The sequence below is a fragment of the Aliirhizobium wenxiniae genome, assembly GCF_014201355.1.
GTDB classification, from domain to species: domain Bacteria; phylum Pseudomonadota; class Alphaproteobacteria; order Rhizobiales; family Rhizobiaceae; genus Neorhizobium; species Neorhizobium wenxiniae.
Genome location: NZ_JACHEG010000002.1, coordinates 276398 through 294588 on the forward strand (window position 1 = coordinate 276398; position 18191 = coordinate 294588).

Sequence of the window (18191 nt, forward strand, 5' to 3'; positions counted from 1 at the left end):
TCAACCCATTCAATTCATGAAGCCTTGCGTTCCCAGCTTACGAAGGGGTCGGCGAGGTTCTTCCAGAGTTCCGGGGTGAAAGCGGGAGCATCGACCAGACAGGTATCGAGTTCTGCTCTGATTTTCTGCTCGTCCATCGGATCTGCACCGATGAAGACGATCTCCTGCCGCCGGTCACCCCAGACGGGATCGAGATAGGGCTTCATCATCTCGGCGAATTCCGGCGTCTGTGGCCAGCGTTCCTTCGGCACCGCCGACCACCAAAGTCCCGTTCTACCAGTGCGAACCAGCGCACCCGCCTGGCTGATCTCGCCGACGAAATGCGGGCGTGTCGCCAGCCAGAAAAAGCCCTTGGCACGGACGACGCCTGGCCACGACCTGTCGATGAAGCGCTGGAATTTGGCCGGATCGAAGGGCATTCTGGCGCGATAAACGAATGAGCGGATACCGTATTCTTCCGTTTCCGGCACATGGTCCTTGAAACCGTGCAATTCCTTGAACCAGAGTGGATGCTGTTCCGCCTTGTCGATATCGAAACGGCCGGTGCCCAGCACATCTGTGAGGTCCACCTTGCCGAAATCCGTCTCGATCAATTTGGCATCCGGATTGAGCGCCACGATGATTTTGCGCGCGGCGTCGCGTTCGTCGGGTGTCGCAGTGCCGACCTTGTTCAGCACCACCACATCAGCGAATTCGATCTGCTCGACCAAGAGATCGACAATGGTGCGATTGTCCCCCTCGCCCGCCGTCTCGCCGCGATCCGCAAGGAAGTCACCTGAACCGTAGTCCTTCAGCAGATTGGCGGCATCGACGACGGTCACCATCGTGTCCAGCCTCGATATGTCCGAAAGGCTGCGCCCGTCCTCATCGCGAAAATCGAAGGTCGTGGCGACAGGCAACGGCTCGGCAATGCCGGTGGATTCGATCAGCAGGTAATCGAACCGCCCCTGCTCGGCGAGCGCGCGTACCTCTTTCAGGAGATCGTCACGCAGCGTGCAGCAGATGCAGCCATTGGTCATTTCCACAAGCTGCTCTTCGGTGCGCGACAGATTGGCGCCACCATCACGCACGAGGGCGGCGTCGATATTCACCTCGCTCATGTCGTTGACGATCAGGGCCACGCGCATTCCCTGCCGGTTGGCGAGAATATGGTTCAGCATGGTGGTTTTGCCGGCACCGAGAAAGCCGGAAAGCACGGTGACGGGAAGCTTGTTTTTCATTGCACATGTCCATTGCGATTATCGTAACGTTATACTATTACATCATCATGTGATCGAGGCGCTGTCAAGCCATCGCGGCGAAGGCACCTCATCACGCAAGTTCACTGGACAAGCTTCGGCGCGTCTCCTATCAAGGGTGCGCTACGGTTCTGCATTCGCAGATGAAAAGGGAACGCGGTGGGGTCTTTTGGACCGATCCCGCGACTGCCCTCGCAACTGTAAGCGGCGAGCCTTTCGTCACAGCCACTGGCCTTTCGGCCGGGAAGGAGACGAGAAGGCATTCGAGCCGCAAGTCAGGAGACCTGCCGTGGCTAAGGCTAGACCAATACCGGACGAGGTGTTCCGGCAGGGAGATGTTATGACGCAAGCGACCCCGTCGCCCGCCATTTTGATGCAGACCGCAATCGCGGTCGTGCTTCGTCCTGCCTTTCATCCCGGCTCAGCCATTTTCTTTGAAAGGACAGGACATGAAACTCGGCTTGATCGCCGCATTCTTTGCGGTTTCCACCGCCGCACTTCCCGCAACGGCATTCGCAGCCTCGACCAGCTATCCGCTGACAGTTGAGAATTGCGGACAGAAGGTAACCTTCGACAAGGCACCGTCAAAGATCGTTTCCATCGGCCAGGGCATGACCGAAGTGCTCTATTCGCTCGGCTTGGCGGACAAGGTCGCCGGCACGGCCGTCTGGGTCGGCCCGGTTCTGCCGCAATATGCAGAGGCGAATGCGAAGATCAAACGGCTTGCCGACAATGATCCTAGCTTCGAGTCGATCGTCGGCCTGGAACCGGATCTGGTCGCGGCCGAATTCGAATGGCATGTCGGGCCGATGGGCTCCGTCGCCAAGCGCGAACAGTTTTCCGATATCGGCGTCAATACCTATCTGTCGCCGGCCGATTGCGTTGCCAAGACCAATCTCGATGGTGGCGATGGGGTGCGCAAGGAGCTATTCACGATGGACCTGATCTATCAGGAGATCGCCGAGCTCGCCGAAATCTTCGACATCCAGGATCGCGGCACCAAGCTGATCGCCGATCTCAAGGCGCGTGAAGCCGCCGCCGTCGCCTCGATCAAGGGCGCGGAAGCCAAGAACATGCCGATCGTCTTCTGGTTCTCCAGCAAGGAAACCAAGGGCGACGCCTTCATTGCCGGCAAGAACAGCGCACCGGCCTATATCCTAAAGACGCTCGGCGCGACGAATGTCGTGACGACGGAAGAAGAATGGCCGCTGGTCGGCTGGGAAACGATCGCTCAAGCCAACCCGGCGGTGATCGTCATCGCCACGATGGACCGCCGCCGTTATGCCGCCGATGATCCGGCGGTCAAAACCTCCTTCCTCGAAAACGATCCGGTCGTCAGCCAGCTCGATGCGGTGAAGAACAAGCGCTTCGTGATGATGGACGCACAATCGATGAACCCGACGATCCGCACGATCGACGGCATCGAGACGCTCGCTGAGGGCATTCGCTCCTTCGGACTTGCGAACTAGGCCGTGCCGCCTGCACCGCCCGCCATCCGGCCGGGCGGTGTCTCTCCGGCATCTCATCCGTCTTCCGAAAGGACAGGACATGAAATACGGCCTGATCGCCGCTCTTATTGCGTTTCCCCTCACCGCTTTGCCATCCGTGGCATTCGCCGCCCCGACCAGCTATCCGTTGACGATCGAAAATTGCGACTCAAATGTCGTCATCGAAAAAGCCCCGCAACACGCCGTCGGCCTCGGCCAGAACAGCACCGAGATCCTGCTGATGCTGGGTCTTGCCGACCGCATGGCCGGCAGTGCCATCTGGGTGTCACCGGTTCTGCCCGAGCTTGCAGCCGACAATGAAAAGGTCCATCGCATCGCCGCCAACACCCCGAATTTCGAGGCTGTCGTGGCACGCGAACCGGATTTCATCGCGGCTCAGTTCCTCACCTCTGTCGGACCGCAGGGACGTGTCGGAACACGCCAGCAGTTTTCCGATCTCGGCGTGCCGAGTTATGTTTCGCCGACCGATTGCGTGGTGACCGACAATAGCGTTTCCGACGGGAGCCGGAAGAAGATGTTCTCGATGGATCTGCTCTATCAGGAGATCGACGAACTTTCGCGCATCTTCGACGTGGCGGATCGCGGCGAAAAGCTGATTGCGGAGATAAAGGCACGCGAAGCGGCGGTGCGCGCACGCGTGGCTGACAAGGCGAAGGATGTCAGCCTCGTCTACTGGTTCTCCTCGCCGGAAGTCGCAGGCGATGCATGGGTGGCCGGCAAAAACGGCGCATCCGGCTATATTACCCAGGTTCTCGGTGCCAGCAACGTTGTTGCATCGGAACAGGAATGGCCGCTGGTCGGCTGGGAAGCGATTGCCGCGGAAGACCCGACGGTGATCGTCATCGGCACGATGGACCGGCGCACACAGGGGGCTGACGATCCGGCCGTGAAGAGGACGTTCCTCACCAAGGATCCGGTTGTCAGCAAGCTCGAAGCCGTCGAGAAAGGCCATATCGTCGAGATGGACGCCCAGGCGATGAACCCGACGATCCGCACGATCTCCGGCCTTGAAACCGTCGCCGCCTCCCTCGAACGTTTCGGATTGCTGAAGTGACGCCATCCCGCATCAGGCTCTGGGCCGCCGGCACTGCCGGCGTCCTCCTCGTCCTCGCCGCCCTTCTCGTCGCGATCACCGCAGGCGTTGCGATCGGCGAGATGACCATTCCGATGAAAACCACGGCTGCTGCGGTGACCAACCGTCTCGGCCTCACCGATATCGCCGTGCCGCGTATTCAGGAAGCGGTGATCTGGGATTACCGTCTGTCGCGCTCGCTGGTTGCCGCCTTCTGCGGTGCCGGACTGGCGCTTTCCGGGGCTATCCTGCAGTCGCTGCTTCGTAATCCGCTGGCAGAACCTTACGTGCTCGGCATATCGGCCGGTGCCTCGACAGGTGCGGTGTCCGTCATGCTGCTCGGCTTCGGCGCGGGGGCGATCTCGCTATCGGCGGGTGCTTTTGCCGGCGCGCTTCTCGCCTTCGCCTTCGTCGTGATGCTGGCCAGCGGGCGACAGACGGCGGATCGCACCATCCTTGCCGGTGTCGCCGCCTCGCAGCTCTTTAATGCGCTCACCTCCTATATCGTCTCGACCTCGGCCAATGCCGAACAGGCGCGCAGCGTGATGTTCTGGCTGCTGGGCAGTTTTGCCGGCGTGCGCTGGCCGGATGTGGCGCTTGCCGCCTCCGTCGTCAGCATCGGCCTTATCGTCTGCATCTGGCATTCCCGGGCGCTCGACGCCTTCACCTTCGGCGAAGATGCAGCCCGCTCGCTCGGCATTGCCGTCCAGCGGGTCCGCGTCGTCCTACTGCTGGTCACGGCCCTGATGACCGCCACGATGGTCAGCATGGTTGGCGCGATCGGTTTCGTCGGGCTGGTCATTCCTCATGCAGCCCGCTTCATCGTCGGGCCGGGGCATATGCGGCTGCTGCCCGCCTGCGCGCTCGTCGGCGCGCTGTTCATGGTGGTTGCCGATATCGTCTCGCGCATCATCATCGCGCCGCAGGTGCTTCCCATCGGCGTCGTCACGGCGCTAGTCGGCGTGCCTTTCTTCTCGGTCATTCTCTACCGGGCAAGGAGGGTCGCATGACGCTCGCAGCCAATGCCGTCCGCTGGCTTGCCGGCCGTAAGGTGATCGTCGATGGCGTTTCCGTCTCGGTGGAGCCGGGCCAGACGCTCGGACTGATCGGGCCGAACGGATCGGGGAAATCCTCGCTCATCCGCCTGCTGGCGGGTCTGAGAGCACCCGCAGAGGGCGACGTGCTGCTCGACAATCGCAAAATCGCCGGTTTCGGCCGCCGCGAGCTTGCCCGCCGTGTCGCAGTCGTCGAACAACATTCGATGACCGAGGCGAATGTCACCGTACTCGACGTGGTGAAGCTCGGGCGCACGCCGCATCGCTCCGCCCTTTCTCCCTGGACCGGCGCTGACGATGAGATCGTCGAGGATGCACTTGTCCGCGTAGGCCTCACCGATCGTCGCGACCAGTTCTGGCATACGCTTTCGGGCGGCGAGCGGCAGCGGGTTCAGCTCGCCCGGGCGCTGGCGCAATCCCCCTCGGTGCTGATCCTCGACGAGCCGACCAACCATCTCGACATCCAACACCAGATCGACATCCTGCGGCTGGTGGAAGACCTGTCGGTGACGACGGTGGTGGCGATCCACGACCTTAACCTCGCCGCCCGGTTCTGCGATCGCATCGCCGTGCTGTCGGAAGGAAAGCTCATCACCTGCGGCACGCCCACCGAGATCCTCACCGAACAGATGATCGCCGATGTGTTCGGGGTCGAGGCGCATGTCTCCACCTCGGCCCATCACGGCCGCCTCCATATCCAATTCCTGATGTAGGCAAGACAGATGCAAAACTGGTCCATCAAGGATGATATCCGCGACTACTGGAGCCTGCGCGCCCAGACCTATGACCTTAGCCCCGGCCACGGCATCGCCAGACATGCAGAGATCGAAGCCTGGAGCCATCTGATCCGCCGCCATCTCGGGGATGGCGAAGGCAGGAAGGCGCTCGACCTCGCCTGCGGCACTGGCGTGATGACAATGCTGATGCATGGCCTCGGCTTCAAGGTGACGGGACTGGACTTTACCGAACCGATGATGGCGCGTGCCCGGCGCAAGTCGGATGAGGCGAATGCTTCGATCCGGTTTCTGACGCGCGATGCGGAAGAGACGATGGAGCCGGACGGTACTTATGACGTCATCATCGCCCGACATCTCGCCTGGACACTGACCGATCCCGAAAAGGCATTCACAGACTGGCTGCGCATTCTCAAGCCCGGCGGTCGCCTGCTGATCATCGACGGTGATTTCGTCCGCAAGCACTGGATGGAGAGGCTTCTCCCCCTGCTCGACCGCGTGTTCGGCAAGCAGCAGGACGGCCATAGCCTGCTGACACCGGAGCAATGGCACCATCACGAGCGGATTGTCGGTCAGGTGCATTTCAAGGATGGGATCAGGGCGGATGATACGGTGAAGCTGTTTAAGGCAACCGGATTTGGCGAACTCAGGATCGAGACGGATCTTGCCGATATTCGCCGCAGTCGCGGTATCCGGCTTCTGTCGCGCAAAGGCCTTGCCTCGACGCTGCAGCACCGTTTTGCGATATCCGGCAGAAAGCCGCTCTGACTACAGCTTCGGCTCTTCGGTCAGCAACGTGCCGACAAAGTCGAACAGGCCATGACGACGGTCGCGGCGGACGCGCTCGGCGTTGACGATACAGTTGACGTGGCCGAAAGCCTCGTCGAGATCGTCGTTGACGATGACGTAATCGTATTCGCGCCAGTGTTCGATCTCGGCGCGGGAGTTCAGCAGCCGCGTGCGGATCACGTCTTCCGAATCTTCCGCACGGCGGTGCAGGCGGGACTGCAGCTCGGTCATGGTCGGCGGCAGGACGAAGATCGAGACGATGTCGGCCTTCATCTTTTCCTGCAGCTGAAGTGCGCCCTGCCAGTCGATGTCGAACAGCATGTCACGGCCCTCGGCCATGGCCTGCTCCACAGGCTCGCGCGGCGTTCCGTAGAAATTGCCGTGTACTTCTGCCCATTCCAGCAATTCGCCATTGTCGCGCATGCGCTCGAACTGCGGGATGGTGATGAAGTGATAATGCTTGCCGGCAATTTCGCTCGGACGCTTGGCGCGTGTCGTGACGCTAACGGAGATTTCGAGACTGTGGTCGTCTCTGAGCAGGTTGCCAGCGATCGTCGATTTTCCGGCACCGGAGGGAGACGACAGCACGAGCATGAGCCCGCGTCGGGCAATTTTCGTATCTGCCTTGTCTGACGATGTCGGGGCCGGGCTCATCTCTTACTCCAGATTCTGGACCTGTTCGCGGAACTGGTCGATGACGACTTTCAGTTCGATGCCTGCAGCCGTTACAGCAGCGGAATTGGATTTGGAACAGATGGTATTCGATTCCCGGTTAAATTCCTGTGCAAGGAAATCGAGCTTGCGGCCGATCGGACCGCCCTTTTCCAGAAGCTCGCCGACAGCGGCCACATGTCCCTTCAGCCTATCGATCTCTTCGCGCAGGTCTGCCTTGGTCGCCAGAAGGGCCACTTCGGCATAAAGCCGGTCGCGATCGAGAGCCGACTTGTCCTGCATGATCTGGTCGAGCTGCTGGTTCAGGCGGCGTGCGATCTCTTCGGGCGAGCGCGACGCATCGGTCTCGACGATATAGGTCAGTTCGGCGATACGGGCCACATGTGCAGCGAGCACGGCGCGCAGTGCAGCCCCTTCCGTCTCGCGCATGCGCTTGAGGTTTGTAAGGGCCGTCGTCAGGCCCGACAGGATCGCGGCGTCACGGGCGAGAAGCGCATCCTCGCCGTCTTCCTGCTCGCGGATATCGACGAGACCGCGGATCGAGATCAGCGTATCGAGGCGTAACGGCGACGGATCGATGACATCCTTCAGCTCGTCGCGCAGCGCAAGTACGGCCGCCAGCGCATCACGATTGACCACGGCCTCCATGCGCGTCTCGTCTACAGAGATCGACAGGGATACCTGGATATTGCCGCGGGAAAAGGCCTCACCGACCATGCGGCGGGTGTCCGGCTCCAGCCGCTCGAGCCCGGGCGGCAGGCGCAGACGTGCATCCAGCCCCTTGCCGTTGACCGATCGCAGCTCCCAGACGAAGCGGCTGCGCCCGCTGACACCTTCGCTGCGGGCAAAACCGGTCATCGACTGCAATGTCATTCAATCTACTCCATATGCGTGCCACCGCTTGGCGCGGTGGCAAAAATCCTGGTCAGTTGCCTGTCGGCCTTTCGGCGTCCGCGCCGTCCGGCTGGCCGTCAACAACCTCTTCCGCCGCGTTTGCTGCAGCAGCGGTGCCTGCCTTGCGCTCGGCCTCGATCCTGCGCCAGCGCTTGACGTTGGCATTATGCTCTTCGAGCGTCGGCGCAAAGACGTGACCGCCGGTGCCGTCGGCAACGAAATACAGATCCTTGGTGCGCCACGGGTTAGCAACAGCTTCGAGTGCCGCACGGCCCGGATTGGAAATCGGAGTCGGTGGCAGCCCCTTGATCTTGTAAGTGTTGTACGGCGTCTCTTTCTGCAGGTCGGACCGGAAGATCGGGCGATCGGATGGTTTTCCATCACCGCCGAAGATGCCGTAGATGATCGTCGGATCGGACTGAAGGCGCATGCCTTTCTGCAGCCGGTTGAAGAAGACTGAGGCGACGTGAGCGCGCTCGTCATCCTTGCCGGTCTCGCGCTCGACTATCGAGGCCAGGACGACAAACTCTTCCTTCGTCTTGATCGGCAGGTCCGGGTCGCGGCGCTCCCAGATCTGGTCGATCAGCTTCTGCTGGGCAGCGTGCATCTGCGACAGGATTTCGGAACGGTTCGTCCCGCGGGAGAATTTGTAGGTATCCGGGCGAAGCGTGCCTTCCGCCGGCAGGTCGGCAGGAAGATTGCCTTCGAGGATTGTGTCCTCTCTCAGTCTCAGCGCCATCTGGCGGACGGTCAGGCCTTCCGGCATCGAGATCGAATAGAGGATTGACTTGCCGGATTCCAGAAGATCGGCGATCTCCTGCATCGTGGCATGGGCCTTGATCTCATATTCGCCGGCCTTGAGGCTACGGCGATTTTCGGCCGAACCGGCGTAACCGAGATTGACCGAGGTAACGTAACGGAAGACCCGTGCATCCTCGATGATCTCGTTGCGCTCAAGGCTTGTGGCGATCTCGGCAATGCCGGCGCCTTCGCGCACGACGAAATTGGTATTGGCTGCCAGAGGGCCAGGGCTGTGATAGCTGGACAGCGCGTAATAGAAGATCGCAGCGCCGGCGAGGCACACAAGCACGAGCATCGTCATCACGAAGTTGAAGAAGATGATGACCTGGCTGCGCGCCTTTTTCGAACGCCGCGGCGGATCCGGCACGCGTTCCGGCTTCAGGGCTTCGTTCGGTGATTTCGGAATGATCGGGCCGCGGCTGCTGCCGTTGTTGGCTGCATTGCCACCGCTGGGCGGAAGCTCGCCACCATTATCGGAATTGCTCAACCGCACCCCCCTTTGCACTAATCGGAATCATTGCCCGCTGTTTGGCCAAGCAATACGGCAAAAAGCAGGTTCAGAATATGATGTCGGCCAGACAGTAACGTCCAGCCGACGATGGAGGCGATCACAATTACGCGTCGTAACGCTTCAGAACGAGCGACGCATTGGTGCCGCCGAAGCCGAAGGAGTTCGACAGCGCGACGTTGACGTCACGCTTGCGGGCCTGATGCGGCACGAGATCGATTGCAGTCTCAACGTCCGGATTGTCGAGATTGAGTGTCGGCGGCACGATGTTGTCGCGGATCGCAAGCGTTGCGAAAATCGCTTCGACGGCACCGGCGGCACCAAGAAGATGGCCGATCGCCGACTTGGTCGACGACATGGAAACCTTCGAAGCCGCATTGCCGACCAGACGCTCGACTGCGCCGAGTTCGATCGTGTCGGCCATGGTCGAGGTACCATGGGCGTTGATGTAGTCGATGTCCGATGCAGACAGGCCGGCGCGCTTCAGCGCCATGGTCATGCAACGGAAAGCGCCATCGCCGTCTTCCGACGGTGCCGTGATGTGATAGGCATCGCCCGAAAGACCGTAGCCGACGACTTCGGCATAGATCTTGGCGCCGCGCGCCTTAGCGTGTTCGAGTTCTTCGAGAACAACAACGCCTGCGCCCTCGCCCATGACGAAACCGTCGCGGTCGCGGTCATAAGGACGCGATGCCTTTTCCGGATTGTCGTTGTGCTGGGTCGACAGCGCCTTGCAGGCGGCAAAGCCGGCAAGACCGATGCGGCTGACTGGAGATTCAGCGCCGCCGGCGACCATGACGTCGGCATCGCCGAATATGATCAGCCTTGCGGCATCGCCAATCGCGTGGGCACCGGTGGAACATGCGGTGACGACCGCGTGGTTCGGGCCGCGTAGCTTGTGCTTGATCGAAACCTGCCCGGAGACGAGGTTGATCAGGCGGCCGGGAATGAAGAAGGGAGAGATACGGCGCGGTCCTTTGTCGCGCAGCGTATAACCCGCCTCGACAATACCTTCGAGACCGCCAATGCCCGAGCCGATCATCACGCCGGTCATGATCTGGTCTTCATCCGTCTGAGGATGCCAACCGGCATCTTCCAGCGCCATATCGGCGGCGGCCATGCCGTAAAGAATGTAGGGATCGACCTTGCGCTGTTCTTTCGGCTCCATCCATTGATCGGCATTAAATGTGCCGTCGGAGCCATCGCCGACCGGAATCCGGCAAGCAATCTTAGCCGGCAGATCGTCAACTTCAAATTCGGTGACCAGTCTTGCACCGCTCTGGCCGGCGAGAATACGCTGCCAGGTAACTTCCGTTCCGCATCCAAGCGGTGATACCATGCCGGTACCGGTGATAACGACACGCCTCATCGCCAACAACCCACCCCGTATTTCATGATCCATTTGCTGAAACGGCCCGAACTAGCGGGCCGTCATGTGAGATCGATGCCCGCGAAACGCGGGCGATCGTCCCATATATGTCGTCGATTAGGCCTGTGCCTTCTCGATAAACTTGACAGCGTCGCCGACGGTCAGGATCGAGTCAGCAGCGTCGTCCGGGATTTCAACGCCGAACTCTTCTTCGAACGCCATGACCAGTTCGACGGTGTCGAGCGAATCCGCACCCAGATCGTCGATGAAGCTTGCGCCTTCAACAACCTTGTCGGCATCAACGCCGAGATGATCAATAACAATTTTCTTAACGCGTTCTGCGATATCGCTCATGTCGGTTTCCTCGACCTTTATCTTTCACCGGATACCCATTGAGGCATCCTCGTCCTGTTAAACCTTCAACTGCACCTTATCGGGTGCCGATGCCGGCAAACCCCGCCACCCCTTTTCCGGTTCCGTGCATCATTGCTCACGCAATATGACGACCTGAATTTCAGGGTGACTTTTCACAGTCATGGCCCGATTAACACGGTTTGACTGTTCCGAAAAGCCAGAATTTGTTCCCTCCCACAGCGCAGAACCCTTGTTCTCCACTGGTTTTACGAACAAAGCCCAGCAATCAGATCATTGCCATGCCACCATTGACGTGAAGCGTCTGGCCGGTGACGTAGCCTGCCTCGTCCGAAGCGAGATAAAGAACCGCCGCTGCGATGTCCGATCCGGCGCCCATGCGCTTCATCGGGATCGCGCCCATGATGGCTTCCTTCTGCTTGTCGTTCAGCTTGCCGGTCATGGCGCTTTCGATGAAGCCCGGAGCCACGCAGTTGACCGTCACGTTACGGGTGGCAATTTCCTGGGCGAGCGACTTGGAGAAGCCGATCATGCCGGCCTTCGACGCACAGTAGTTGGTCTGGCCAGGATTGCCGGTAACGCCGACGATCGAGGTGATGTTGATGATGCGGCCGTGGCGGCGACGCATCATCGGATGGGTCAGCTCTCGCGTCAGGCGGAAAACCGAAGTCAGGTTGACTTCCAGAACCGCATCCCAGTCCTCGTCCGACATACGCACGAACAGGCCGTCCTTCGTGATGCCGGCATTGTTGACGAGAATATCGACGCCGCCGAGTTCTGCTTCCGCCTTCTCACCGAGCGCCTTGACTTCGGCGCGGTCCGAAAGGTTTGCCGGGAAGATATGGACGCGTTCGCCTAGTTCTGCAGCCAGCGCTTCGAGCTTTTCGACGCGGGTGCCGTGCAGGCCGACGATTGCACCCTGCTTGTGGAGAAGGCGGGCGATCTCTTCGCCGAGGCCACCGGTAGCTCCGGTAACGAGAGCCTTACGGCCGGTCAGATCAAACATCTTTAAATCCTTTTCTTCAGCCGAGAATGGCAGCGATTGCCGCGTCGATATCGGCCGGGGTGTTGACGGCTATGCCAGAGATATTCTTGTCGATGCGGCGGGCAAGACCCGTCAGCACCTTGCCGGAGCCGATTTCATAAAGCGTGGTCACGCCGTTCTGACCGAACCACTCGACAGTTTCGCGCCAGCGGACCTGGCCGGTAACCTGGGTGACCAGCAGCTGGGCGATTTCCTCTGCGTCGGAAACAGGAGCGGCGCGCACATTGGCAACGACCGGCACGACCGGGCTCTTCTTCTCGACCTTGGCGAGCGCGTGACGCATGGCGTCGGCGGCAGGCGCCATCAGATCGGAATGGAAGGGAGCGGAGACCGCGAGCAGGATGGCGCGCTTGGCGCCCTTTTCGGTCGCAAGCGCTGCTGCCTTTTCGACAGCCGCCTTGGAGCCCGAGATGACGAGCTGTCCACCGCCGTTGTCGTTGGCGATCTGGCAGACGCCTTCAGCCTTCGCTTCGGCGCAGATTGCGTCGACATCGGAGTGTTCGAGGCCGATGATCGCAGCCATCGCCCCCTGCCCGACCGGAACGGCCGACTGCATGGCATCACCGCGGATGCGCAGAAGCTTCGCCGTATCCGACAGCGAGAAGGTGCCAGCGGCACAGAGCGCCGAATATTCACCGAGCGAATGACCGGCGACATAAGCGACCTTGTCGGCCAGTACGAGACCACGCGCTTCGAGAACCCGCATCGTAGCGATCGAAACAGCCATCAGCGCCGGCTGGGCGTTTGCCGTCAGCGTTAGCGTCTCTTCCGGGCCATTCCACATGATGTCGGAGAGTTTCTGGCCAAGCGCCTCGTCGACTTCCTCGAAGACCGCGCGGGCTTCCGGATAGGCTTCCGCGAGATCCTTGCCCATGCCGACGGCCTGGCTGCCCTGACCGGGGAACGTGAATGCAATGCTAGATGAATTGCTCATTGGGGGACGATCCTTCCCTTATGTTTTGCCTCTCCATTCACATTTGAACCTTGAGAGTCAAGGGCGACGCCCTGCGGCGGCCCTACCATTCCAAAGCAAATCGGCCCGGAGCGGTGGTTTGTCGAAGCCGTTTGAAGCGAAATCGCGACCGGGCAGACAAGTTGATCGCGTGATGCCCTTGCGATTCATCAACCGGGCGCTAAAGTCCCCCGCCTTGCCTTTCCTCCTCGGCCCCTCCCTCCCGGCCTCCTCATCCAGGACTGCATTGATGAAATATAACAAACTCGGCCGCACAGACTTTTCCGTGTCCGAAATCTGCCTCGGCACCATGACCTGGGGCACCCAGAACACCGAAGCCGAAGCACATGCCCAGATGGATTATGCCGTCGAACACGGCGTCAACTTTTTCGATACGGCTGAACTTTACCCGACAACGCCTGTCAGCGCCGAAACCTATGGCCGCACCGAACAGTATATCGGCACATGGCTGAAGAAGAGCGGCAAGCGCGACGATATCGTGCTCGCCACCAAGATCGCCGGCGCCGGCCGTCCGCATATCCGTGAGGGCCGCCCGATCGAGGCTGCCACCATTCGCGAGGCGGTCGATGCCAGCCTCAAGCGCCTGCAGACAGACCATATCGATCTCTACCAGATCCACTGGCCGAACCGCAGCCACTATCATTTCCGCAATTCCTGGGATTTCGATGCGACGACGCAGGACCGCGAAAAGTCCGTCGCCGACATCCTGGAAAAGCTGCAGACACTGGACGACCTTGTGAAGGCCGGCAAAATCCGCGCCATCGGCCTTTCCAACGAGACTGCGTGGGGTACGATGCAATATCTGCGCCTGGCGGAAGAAAAGGCACTGCCGCGCGTCGCTTCGATCCAGAACGAATATAATCTGCTTTATCGCACCTTCGATCTCGACCTTGCGGAAGTCGCGCATCACGGGGATGTCGGCCTGATGGCATATTCGCCGCTCGCTGCCGGGCTTCTGACCGGCAAATACCTGAACGGCGCCCGTCCGGAAGGTTCACGCGCGACGATCAACAAGGATCTCGGCGGACGCCTGCAGCCCAAGCAGGAACCGGCAGTGAAATCCTATCTCGAAGTCGCCGCAAAACACGGAATCGATCCGGCGCAGATGGCACTCGCTTTCTGCCTCAAGCGTCCGTTCATGGCTTCCGTCATCATCGGCGCCACATCGATGGAACAGTTGAAGGCCGATATCGGCGCCGCCGACATCACGCTTTCCGACGAGGCAACGGCCGATATCGCCGAAGTTCACCGGCACTACCCGATGCCTATCTGAGTATCGCCAATCGATGAAACGCCCCGGCTCGGTCCGGGGCGTTTCTCTTTGCAATTCGCCCGGACCTCAGGCGACCAGCGCTGGTGCGACGAATTCACCCGAGGACTGAAGGAAGCTGATGGAAGGTGCGAAAAAATACTCCCCGCCCATCAACGTAACGCTCTGCTGGAAATCGAATGTGGCAACATTCGGCGGCACCCGCCATTCGTCCGGCCATTTATTCTGCTCGTCTGTCGGAGCGTTAGGTGATTGCCCGATGACGACATCGATACCGACATTCTCTTCCGGAAAGCCAGGATTGTTGGCCCAGGCGCTCTGGGTGAACTCGAACTGCTCGTTGATATCAGCCATATAAGTAAGCCATGAAGAGCAGGCCGACACCGCCGGTAGGCCGGTCATCTTCGGCAAAGTCGGCGCCTTCCGGTCGCGGCGCGCGCTCGCCATAGGTTATGCCGCGTCGCGCCATGATGCGTGAACGGACGAAATTGCTGCCCGGCGTGCGCGGGTTGGTCTTTCGGATATGGGCCCGGAAGGGACACTTCGGACCATTTGTCCCCTCGTAATCGAAATCATTGGTCGGAGCGACACCAACCACCGGCCTGTCGGACAGGACGACAGGCGTCCCGTCTTCGAAGCGCCCGACCACGAGCGCGCCTGCACGCTCTCTAGCGTCATCGGCCAGGCCAAGCCTATCGGCCAGTTCCTCCTCCTGCTCCTTGAATTTCTTCACATTCTGCTCCAGCTTGCGGTAAACGAAATAGCTGCCACAGGAGAATGTCGTCGGATTGCCGGGATCAGGCACGATGAACTGCGACGGTTTGAATTCTTCAATCCAGGCACCCACGCGTTTCGGCTTGCCGTCATCGTCGAGAAAATCCTCTGCCAAAAACAGCGGCTGGCTGCGCCCATCAACATAGCCGAAATGCTCAATTCCCTCCCCCTTTTCATCTCCGCCCGGCTGTATTCGCCGCTGCGCCAGTCCAATGTCCCTCCCGAGAACAGTGGCGCCTCGCGTCATGAAAACCTCGTTCAGGTTTTCCGCGTACAGATCGACGAGAGCCGCGTCATCATCTGCAATCAGCACCATCGCATCCGGAGCGCTATTGGCTGGATCCCATGCCTGGCCGGTTTCCCAATCCTGGCTATCCGGGTCATTGATCGACGGAAACGGACCGGAGATGGTCGAAAACGTCATCGCGTCGAGTCTTCCCCTCACCCTCATGCCGGCGCGAAAGGCATGGTCGCCGGGAATATTGCTGCCGGAAATTCCGAGCTTGGCATATCCCGCAGCGCTCAGCATCACGCAGACCACAGCCCCGCCGCTCACTTTGGCCACACCGAATGCCTCCGCTTCGCGCAACTGCTCCAGCGCCGATGTGGTAACGAAGGAGAGATCTCGCAAAAGCCCCGAGACCTGCATTGGCGCCATGCCGTCGAAACTTAAAAATATATTCTGCGTATGGTCGCGCCCATGTCCCTTGAGAATATTTGCCTGAAGATCGGATAACAGCGACAGAAGATCTCCGTCCGTCGTCCAGCCTTTCCACTTTATCGGGTTGTCCAGAAGTGCCTGCAAGTTAGTCATGTCCCCAACTCCCTCAGCAAAACAGGTCAAATAATTTTGACCAATAACTTAAATACAACCTATGCGTTATTTCTGTCAAAGGAACTATTACCGCGAGCTTGAATTCAACAGCTCTTGCCTTTCCCGCAAAAATCCGTATAAGCCGCCCTGTTCGAAACACCCGGTCTTCTGGCTGGTGGCTGTACGGAGGGCAGGTTCGCTCAGGTGAACCTCAGGGACGAAAGCGTTCCGGCCTCCCGTGTCTCCGCTCTCGACCGTCTCGAAACAACAACTTTTCTTGCCGGCCTTTTGGTCATCAGGAGCAGTCGTTGAGGCTTAGCCGCCGAAACCGGGTGCAAAACAACCGCAAGAAAAGGCAAAGCTTACATGGCTCTTTACGAACACGTATTCCTTGCCCGGCAGGATATGTCCGCTCAGCAGGTTGATGCCCTCGTCGAACAGTACAAGGGTGTCATCGAAGCTAACGGCGGCAAGGTCGGGCGCGTCGAAAACTGGGGCCTCAAGTCCCTGACGTACCGCATGAAGAAGAACCGCAAGGCTCACTACGCTCTGATGGACATCGATGCTCCGGCTGCTGCCGTGCACGAAATGGAACGTCAGATGCGCATCAACGAAGACGTTCTTCGCTACATGACGCTTGCTGTCGAGAAGCACGAAGACGGTCCGTCTGCAATGATGCAGAAGCGCGACCGTGACGACCGTCCGCGTGACGATCGTGGCCCGCGCCGTGACTTCGGCGACCGTGGCCCGCGCCGCGAATTCGGCGATCGTCCTCCGCGTGAAGGCGGCTTCGAGCGCGCACCGCGCCCGTCCGCTCCGCGCGAATCCTAATTCTGGGTCTAAGGAGAAAACACAATGGCTGACGTATCCTCGTCCCCGGCACGCCGTCCTTTCCATCGTCGTCGCAAGACCTGCCCCTTCTCGGGCGCAAACGCACCGAAGATCGACTACAAGGACGTTCGTCTCCTGCAGCGCTACATTTCCGAGCGCGGCAAGATCGTTCCTTCGCGTATCACCGCAGTTTCCCAGAAGAAGCAGCGCGAACTGGCCCAGGCCATCAAGCGCGCCCGTTTCCTCGGCCTGCTGCCGTACGTCGTATCGTAATTCTGCATAGAGCAACTGCTTAGAAGGCAGATGCTCTAAGTGGCTCGACAAAGAGCAACTGACTTTTAATCAGTAGGTCAGTTGCTCATTCTCCCTTCCGCGTTGGGCGCGGATCGGAAACGAACTGCAAACCCCATGTTGGGGATGAAGTGCCTGTCAAAATGATTCAGGCCCGTCCCCTAACTGCTTGATCTGGCAGGACAGCGAGAGAATAATGAACAAGACACAGACAGTGCTGCCCACCGGCATTCTGGCCGGCGTCGTTGCCACCCTCCTCGTGATGGGTGCCGGCACGCAATCGTCTTTTGCAGCCGTTCTTTATGCCGCCTCTGCTCTTCCGATCTTCATCGCCGGCCTTGGCTGGGGCAACCGCGCAGCAATTACCGGCATCGTTACGTCGGGGATTCTCGGCGCAGTTCTCATCTCGCCGATCTTTGCCGTCACCATGGCGATCTTCACGCTGATCCCGGCCGGCTGGCTGTCGCATCTCGCCAATCTGGCGCGCCCGGCTTCCGAACTCGGCGGGCCTGACAACCTGCTCGCCTGGTATCCGATCTCAGATATCCTGCTGCATCTTTGCGGTCTGGTGACGATCGCCGTCATCGCGCTTGGCGTCGCCATCGGTTACGGACCGGAACTTGTCGGGCAGATCGTCGACGTGCTCGGCTCCGCACTGCAGACCCAGGAACCTGGCCTGTCACTCACCGTTGCCGATATCGGGCACCTGAAGGGCACGATGCTGCTCACGTTGCCGATGGTTCAGGGCGGCATATGGGTGATCCTGCTGTTTGCAGCCTTCTATTTCGCCGTACGCATCGTCTCGCGCTCGGGCCGCGCGCTTCGCCCGCGTGAAGACATGCCGTCGGCACTGCGCATGAACCGCCATGCGATCTACATTTTTCTCGCCGGCATCGTCATGACCTTCTTGGGCGGCGTACCTGCAATGGTCGGCGCCACAATCTGCGGTACCTTCGGCGCAGGTTTCCTGATGTCGGGTTTCGCCGCCATCCATTTCCGCAGTCAGGGCAAGGACTGGCGCCTGCCGGTCCTCGTGCTCGCATACCTCTCCTCCATGCTCGTCATTCCTGCCTTCGCGATCCTCGCTTTCGGTCTCACGGACACCCGCCGGACCATTGCGCTGACGCCGGCAAAGGGCGGCACGGATCAGAACACAACCAATCCAGACAATTGAGAACTAG

Annotated in this window: 19 protein-coding genes and 1 riboswitch; of the genes, 9 read left to right on the forward strand and 10 right to left on the reverse strand. The window is 60.1% G+C overall.

The features are described 5' to 3' along the window. Positions 1–14 precede the first annotated feature (14 nt). Complete coding sequence (gene zigA, locus HNQ72_RS09305; protein ID WP_183991875.1) at positions 15–1220, reverse strand: zinc metallochaperone GTPase ZigA; 1206 nt, start codon at positions 1218–1220, stop codon at positions 15–17. Between the two features lie 127 nt (positions 1221–1347). After that, positions 1348–1544: riboswitch (cobalamin riboswitch) on the forward strand. Between the two features lie 143 nt (positions 1545–1687). Here zigA and HNQ72_RS09310 point away from each other — a divergent pair. The 5 genes from HNQ72_RS09310 (at position 1688) to HNQ72_RS09330 (ending at position 6375) form a co-directional block, all read left to right on the forward strand. After that, entirely contained in the window at positions 1688–2707 is a 1020-nt protein-coding gene (locus tag HNQ72_RS09310) for an ABC transporter substrate-binding protein (protein WP_183991877.1), read from the forward strand. A 79-nt stretch (positions 2708–2786) separates the two neighbouring features. Further along, a complete protein-coding gene (locus HNQ72_RS09315) occupies positions 2787–3800 on the forward strand; it encodes an ABC transporter substrate-binding protein (RefSeq protein ID WP_183991879.1) in 1014 nt (337 codons plus the stop codon). After that, positions 3797–4828 (forward strand): FecCD family ABC transporter permease, encoded by a 1032-nt coding sequence (locus tag HNQ72_RS09320; RefSeq protein WP_183991881.1) that lies wholly within the window; start codon positions 3797–3799, stop codon positions 4826–4828. Before HNQ72_RS09315 ends, HNQ72_RS09320 begins: the two co-directional genes overlap by 4 nt. Continuing rightward, complete coding sequence (locus HNQ72_RS09325) at positions 4825–5586, forward strand: ABC transporter ATP-binding protein (protein WP_183991883.1); 762 nt, start codon at positions 4825–4827, stop codon at positions 5584–5586. The genes HNQ72_RS09320 and HNQ72_RS09325 overlap by 4 nt, the downstream gene beginning before the upstream one ends. A gap of 9 nt (positions 5587–5595) precedes the next feature. Further along, a complete protein-coding gene (locus HNQ72_RS09330) occupies positions 5596–6375 on the forward strand; it encodes a class I SAM-dependent methyltransferase (protein WP_183991885.1) in 780 nt (259 codons plus the stop codon). On the opposite strand, the gene gmk is transcribed toward HNQ72_RS09330, so the two are convergent. The 7 genes from gmk to fabD all read right to left on the reverse strand — a co-directional run bounded on the left by gmk (position 6376) and on the right by fabD (position 12991). Next, the gene (gmk, locus tag HNQ72_RS09335; protein ID WP_183991887.1) at positions 6376–7050 is read right to left on the reverse strand and encodes a guanylate kinase; all 675 of its coding nucleotides are present in this window, start codon (positions 7048–7050) and stop codon (positions 6376–6378) included. Between the two features lie 3 nt (positions 7051–7053). Next, a complete protein-coding gene (locus HNQ72_RS09340; RefSeq protein WP_183991889.1) occupies positions 7054–7941 on the reverse strand; it encodes a YicC/YloC family endoribonuclease in 888 nt (295 codons plus the stop codon). A gap of 52 nt (positions 7942–7993) precedes the next feature. Continuing rightward, positions 7994–9250 (reverse strand): endolytic transglycosylase MltG, encoded by a 1257-nt coding sequence (gene mltG / locus HNQ72_RS09345; protein ID WP_183991891.1) that lies wholly within the window; start codon positions 9248–9250, stop codon positions 7994–7996. Between the two features lie 127 nt (positions 9251–9377). Continuing rightward, positions 9378–10640 (reverse strand): beta-ketoacyl-ACP synthase II, encoded by a 1263-nt coding sequence (fabF, locus tag HNQ72_RS09350; protein ID WP_183991893.1) that lies wholly within the window; start codon positions 10638–10640, stop codon positions 9378–9380. 117 nt (positions 10641–10757) lie between these two features. Continuing rightward, positions 10758–10994, reverse strand: a complete 237-nt coding sequence (locus HNQ72_RS09355; protein WP_003502080.1) for an acyl carrier protein — start codon at positions 10992–10994, stop codon at positions 10758–10760. Positions 10995–11280: 286 nt separating this feature from the next. Next, entirely contained in the window at positions 11281–12018 is a 738-nt protein-coding gene (gene fabG / locus HNQ72_RS09360; protein ID WP_183991895.1) for a 3-oxoacyl-[acyl-carrier-protein] reductase, read from the reverse strand. A 16-nt stretch (positions 12019–12034) separates the two neighbouring features. Further along, the gene (gene fabD / locus HNQ72_RS09365) at positions 12035–12991 is read right to left on the reverse strand and encodes an ACP S-malonyltransferase (RefSeq protein ID WP_183991897.1); all 957 of its coding nucleotides are present in this window, start codon (positions 12989–12991) and stop codon (positions 12035–12037) included. Positions 12992–13259: 268 nt separating this feature from the next. On the opposite strand from fabD, the gene HNQ72_RS09370 reads away from it, so the two are divergent. Then, positions 13260–14303, forward strand: coding sequence for an aldo/keto reductase (locus HNQ72_RS09370; protein WP_183991899.1), 1044 nt, complete (start codon positions 13260–13262; stop codon positions 14301–14303). Positions 14304–14369: 66 nt separating this feature from the next. Here HNQ72_RS09370 and HNQ72_RS30505 read toward each other — a convergent pair whose 3' ends face one another. Further along, the gene (locus HNQ72_RS30505) at positions 14370–14654 is read right to left on the reverse strand and encodes a hypothetical protein (RefSeq protein ID WP_244654238.1); all 285 of its coding nucleotides are present in this window, start codon (positions 14652–14654) and stop codon (positions 14370–14372) included. Next, positions 14647–15888, reverse strand: coding sequence for a Dyp-type peroxidase (locus HNQ72_RS09375; protein WP_244654237.1), 1242 nt, complete (start codon positions 15886–15888; stop codon positions 14647–14649). Before HNQ72_RS09375 ends, HNQ72_RS30505 begins: the two co-directional genes overlap by 8 nt. Positions 15889–16254: 366 nt before the next feature. On the opposite strand from HNQ72_RS09375, the gene rpsF reads away from it, so the two are divergent. The 3 genes from rpsF (at position 16255) to HNQ72_RS09390 (ending at position 18184) form a co-directional block, all read left to right on the forward strand. After that, entirely contained in the window at positions 16255–16719 is a 465-nt protein-coding gene (gene rpsF / locus HNQ72_RS09380) for a 30S ribosomal protein S6 (RefSeq protein ID WP_183991901.1), read from the forward strand. A 24-nt stretch (positions 16720–16743) separates the two neighbouring features. After that, positions 16744–16992, forward strand: coding sequence for a 30S ribosomal protein S18 (gene rpsR, locus HNQ72_RS09385; protein WP_112457119.1), 249 nt, complete (start codon positions 16744–16746; stop codon positions 16990–16992). Between the two features lie 214 nt (positions 16993–17206). Then, entirely contained in the window at positions 17207–18184 is a 978-nt protein-coding gene (locus HNQ72_RS09390) for a YybS family protein (protein ID WP_183991903.1), read from the forward strand. Positions 18185–18191 lie beyond the last annotated feature (7 nt).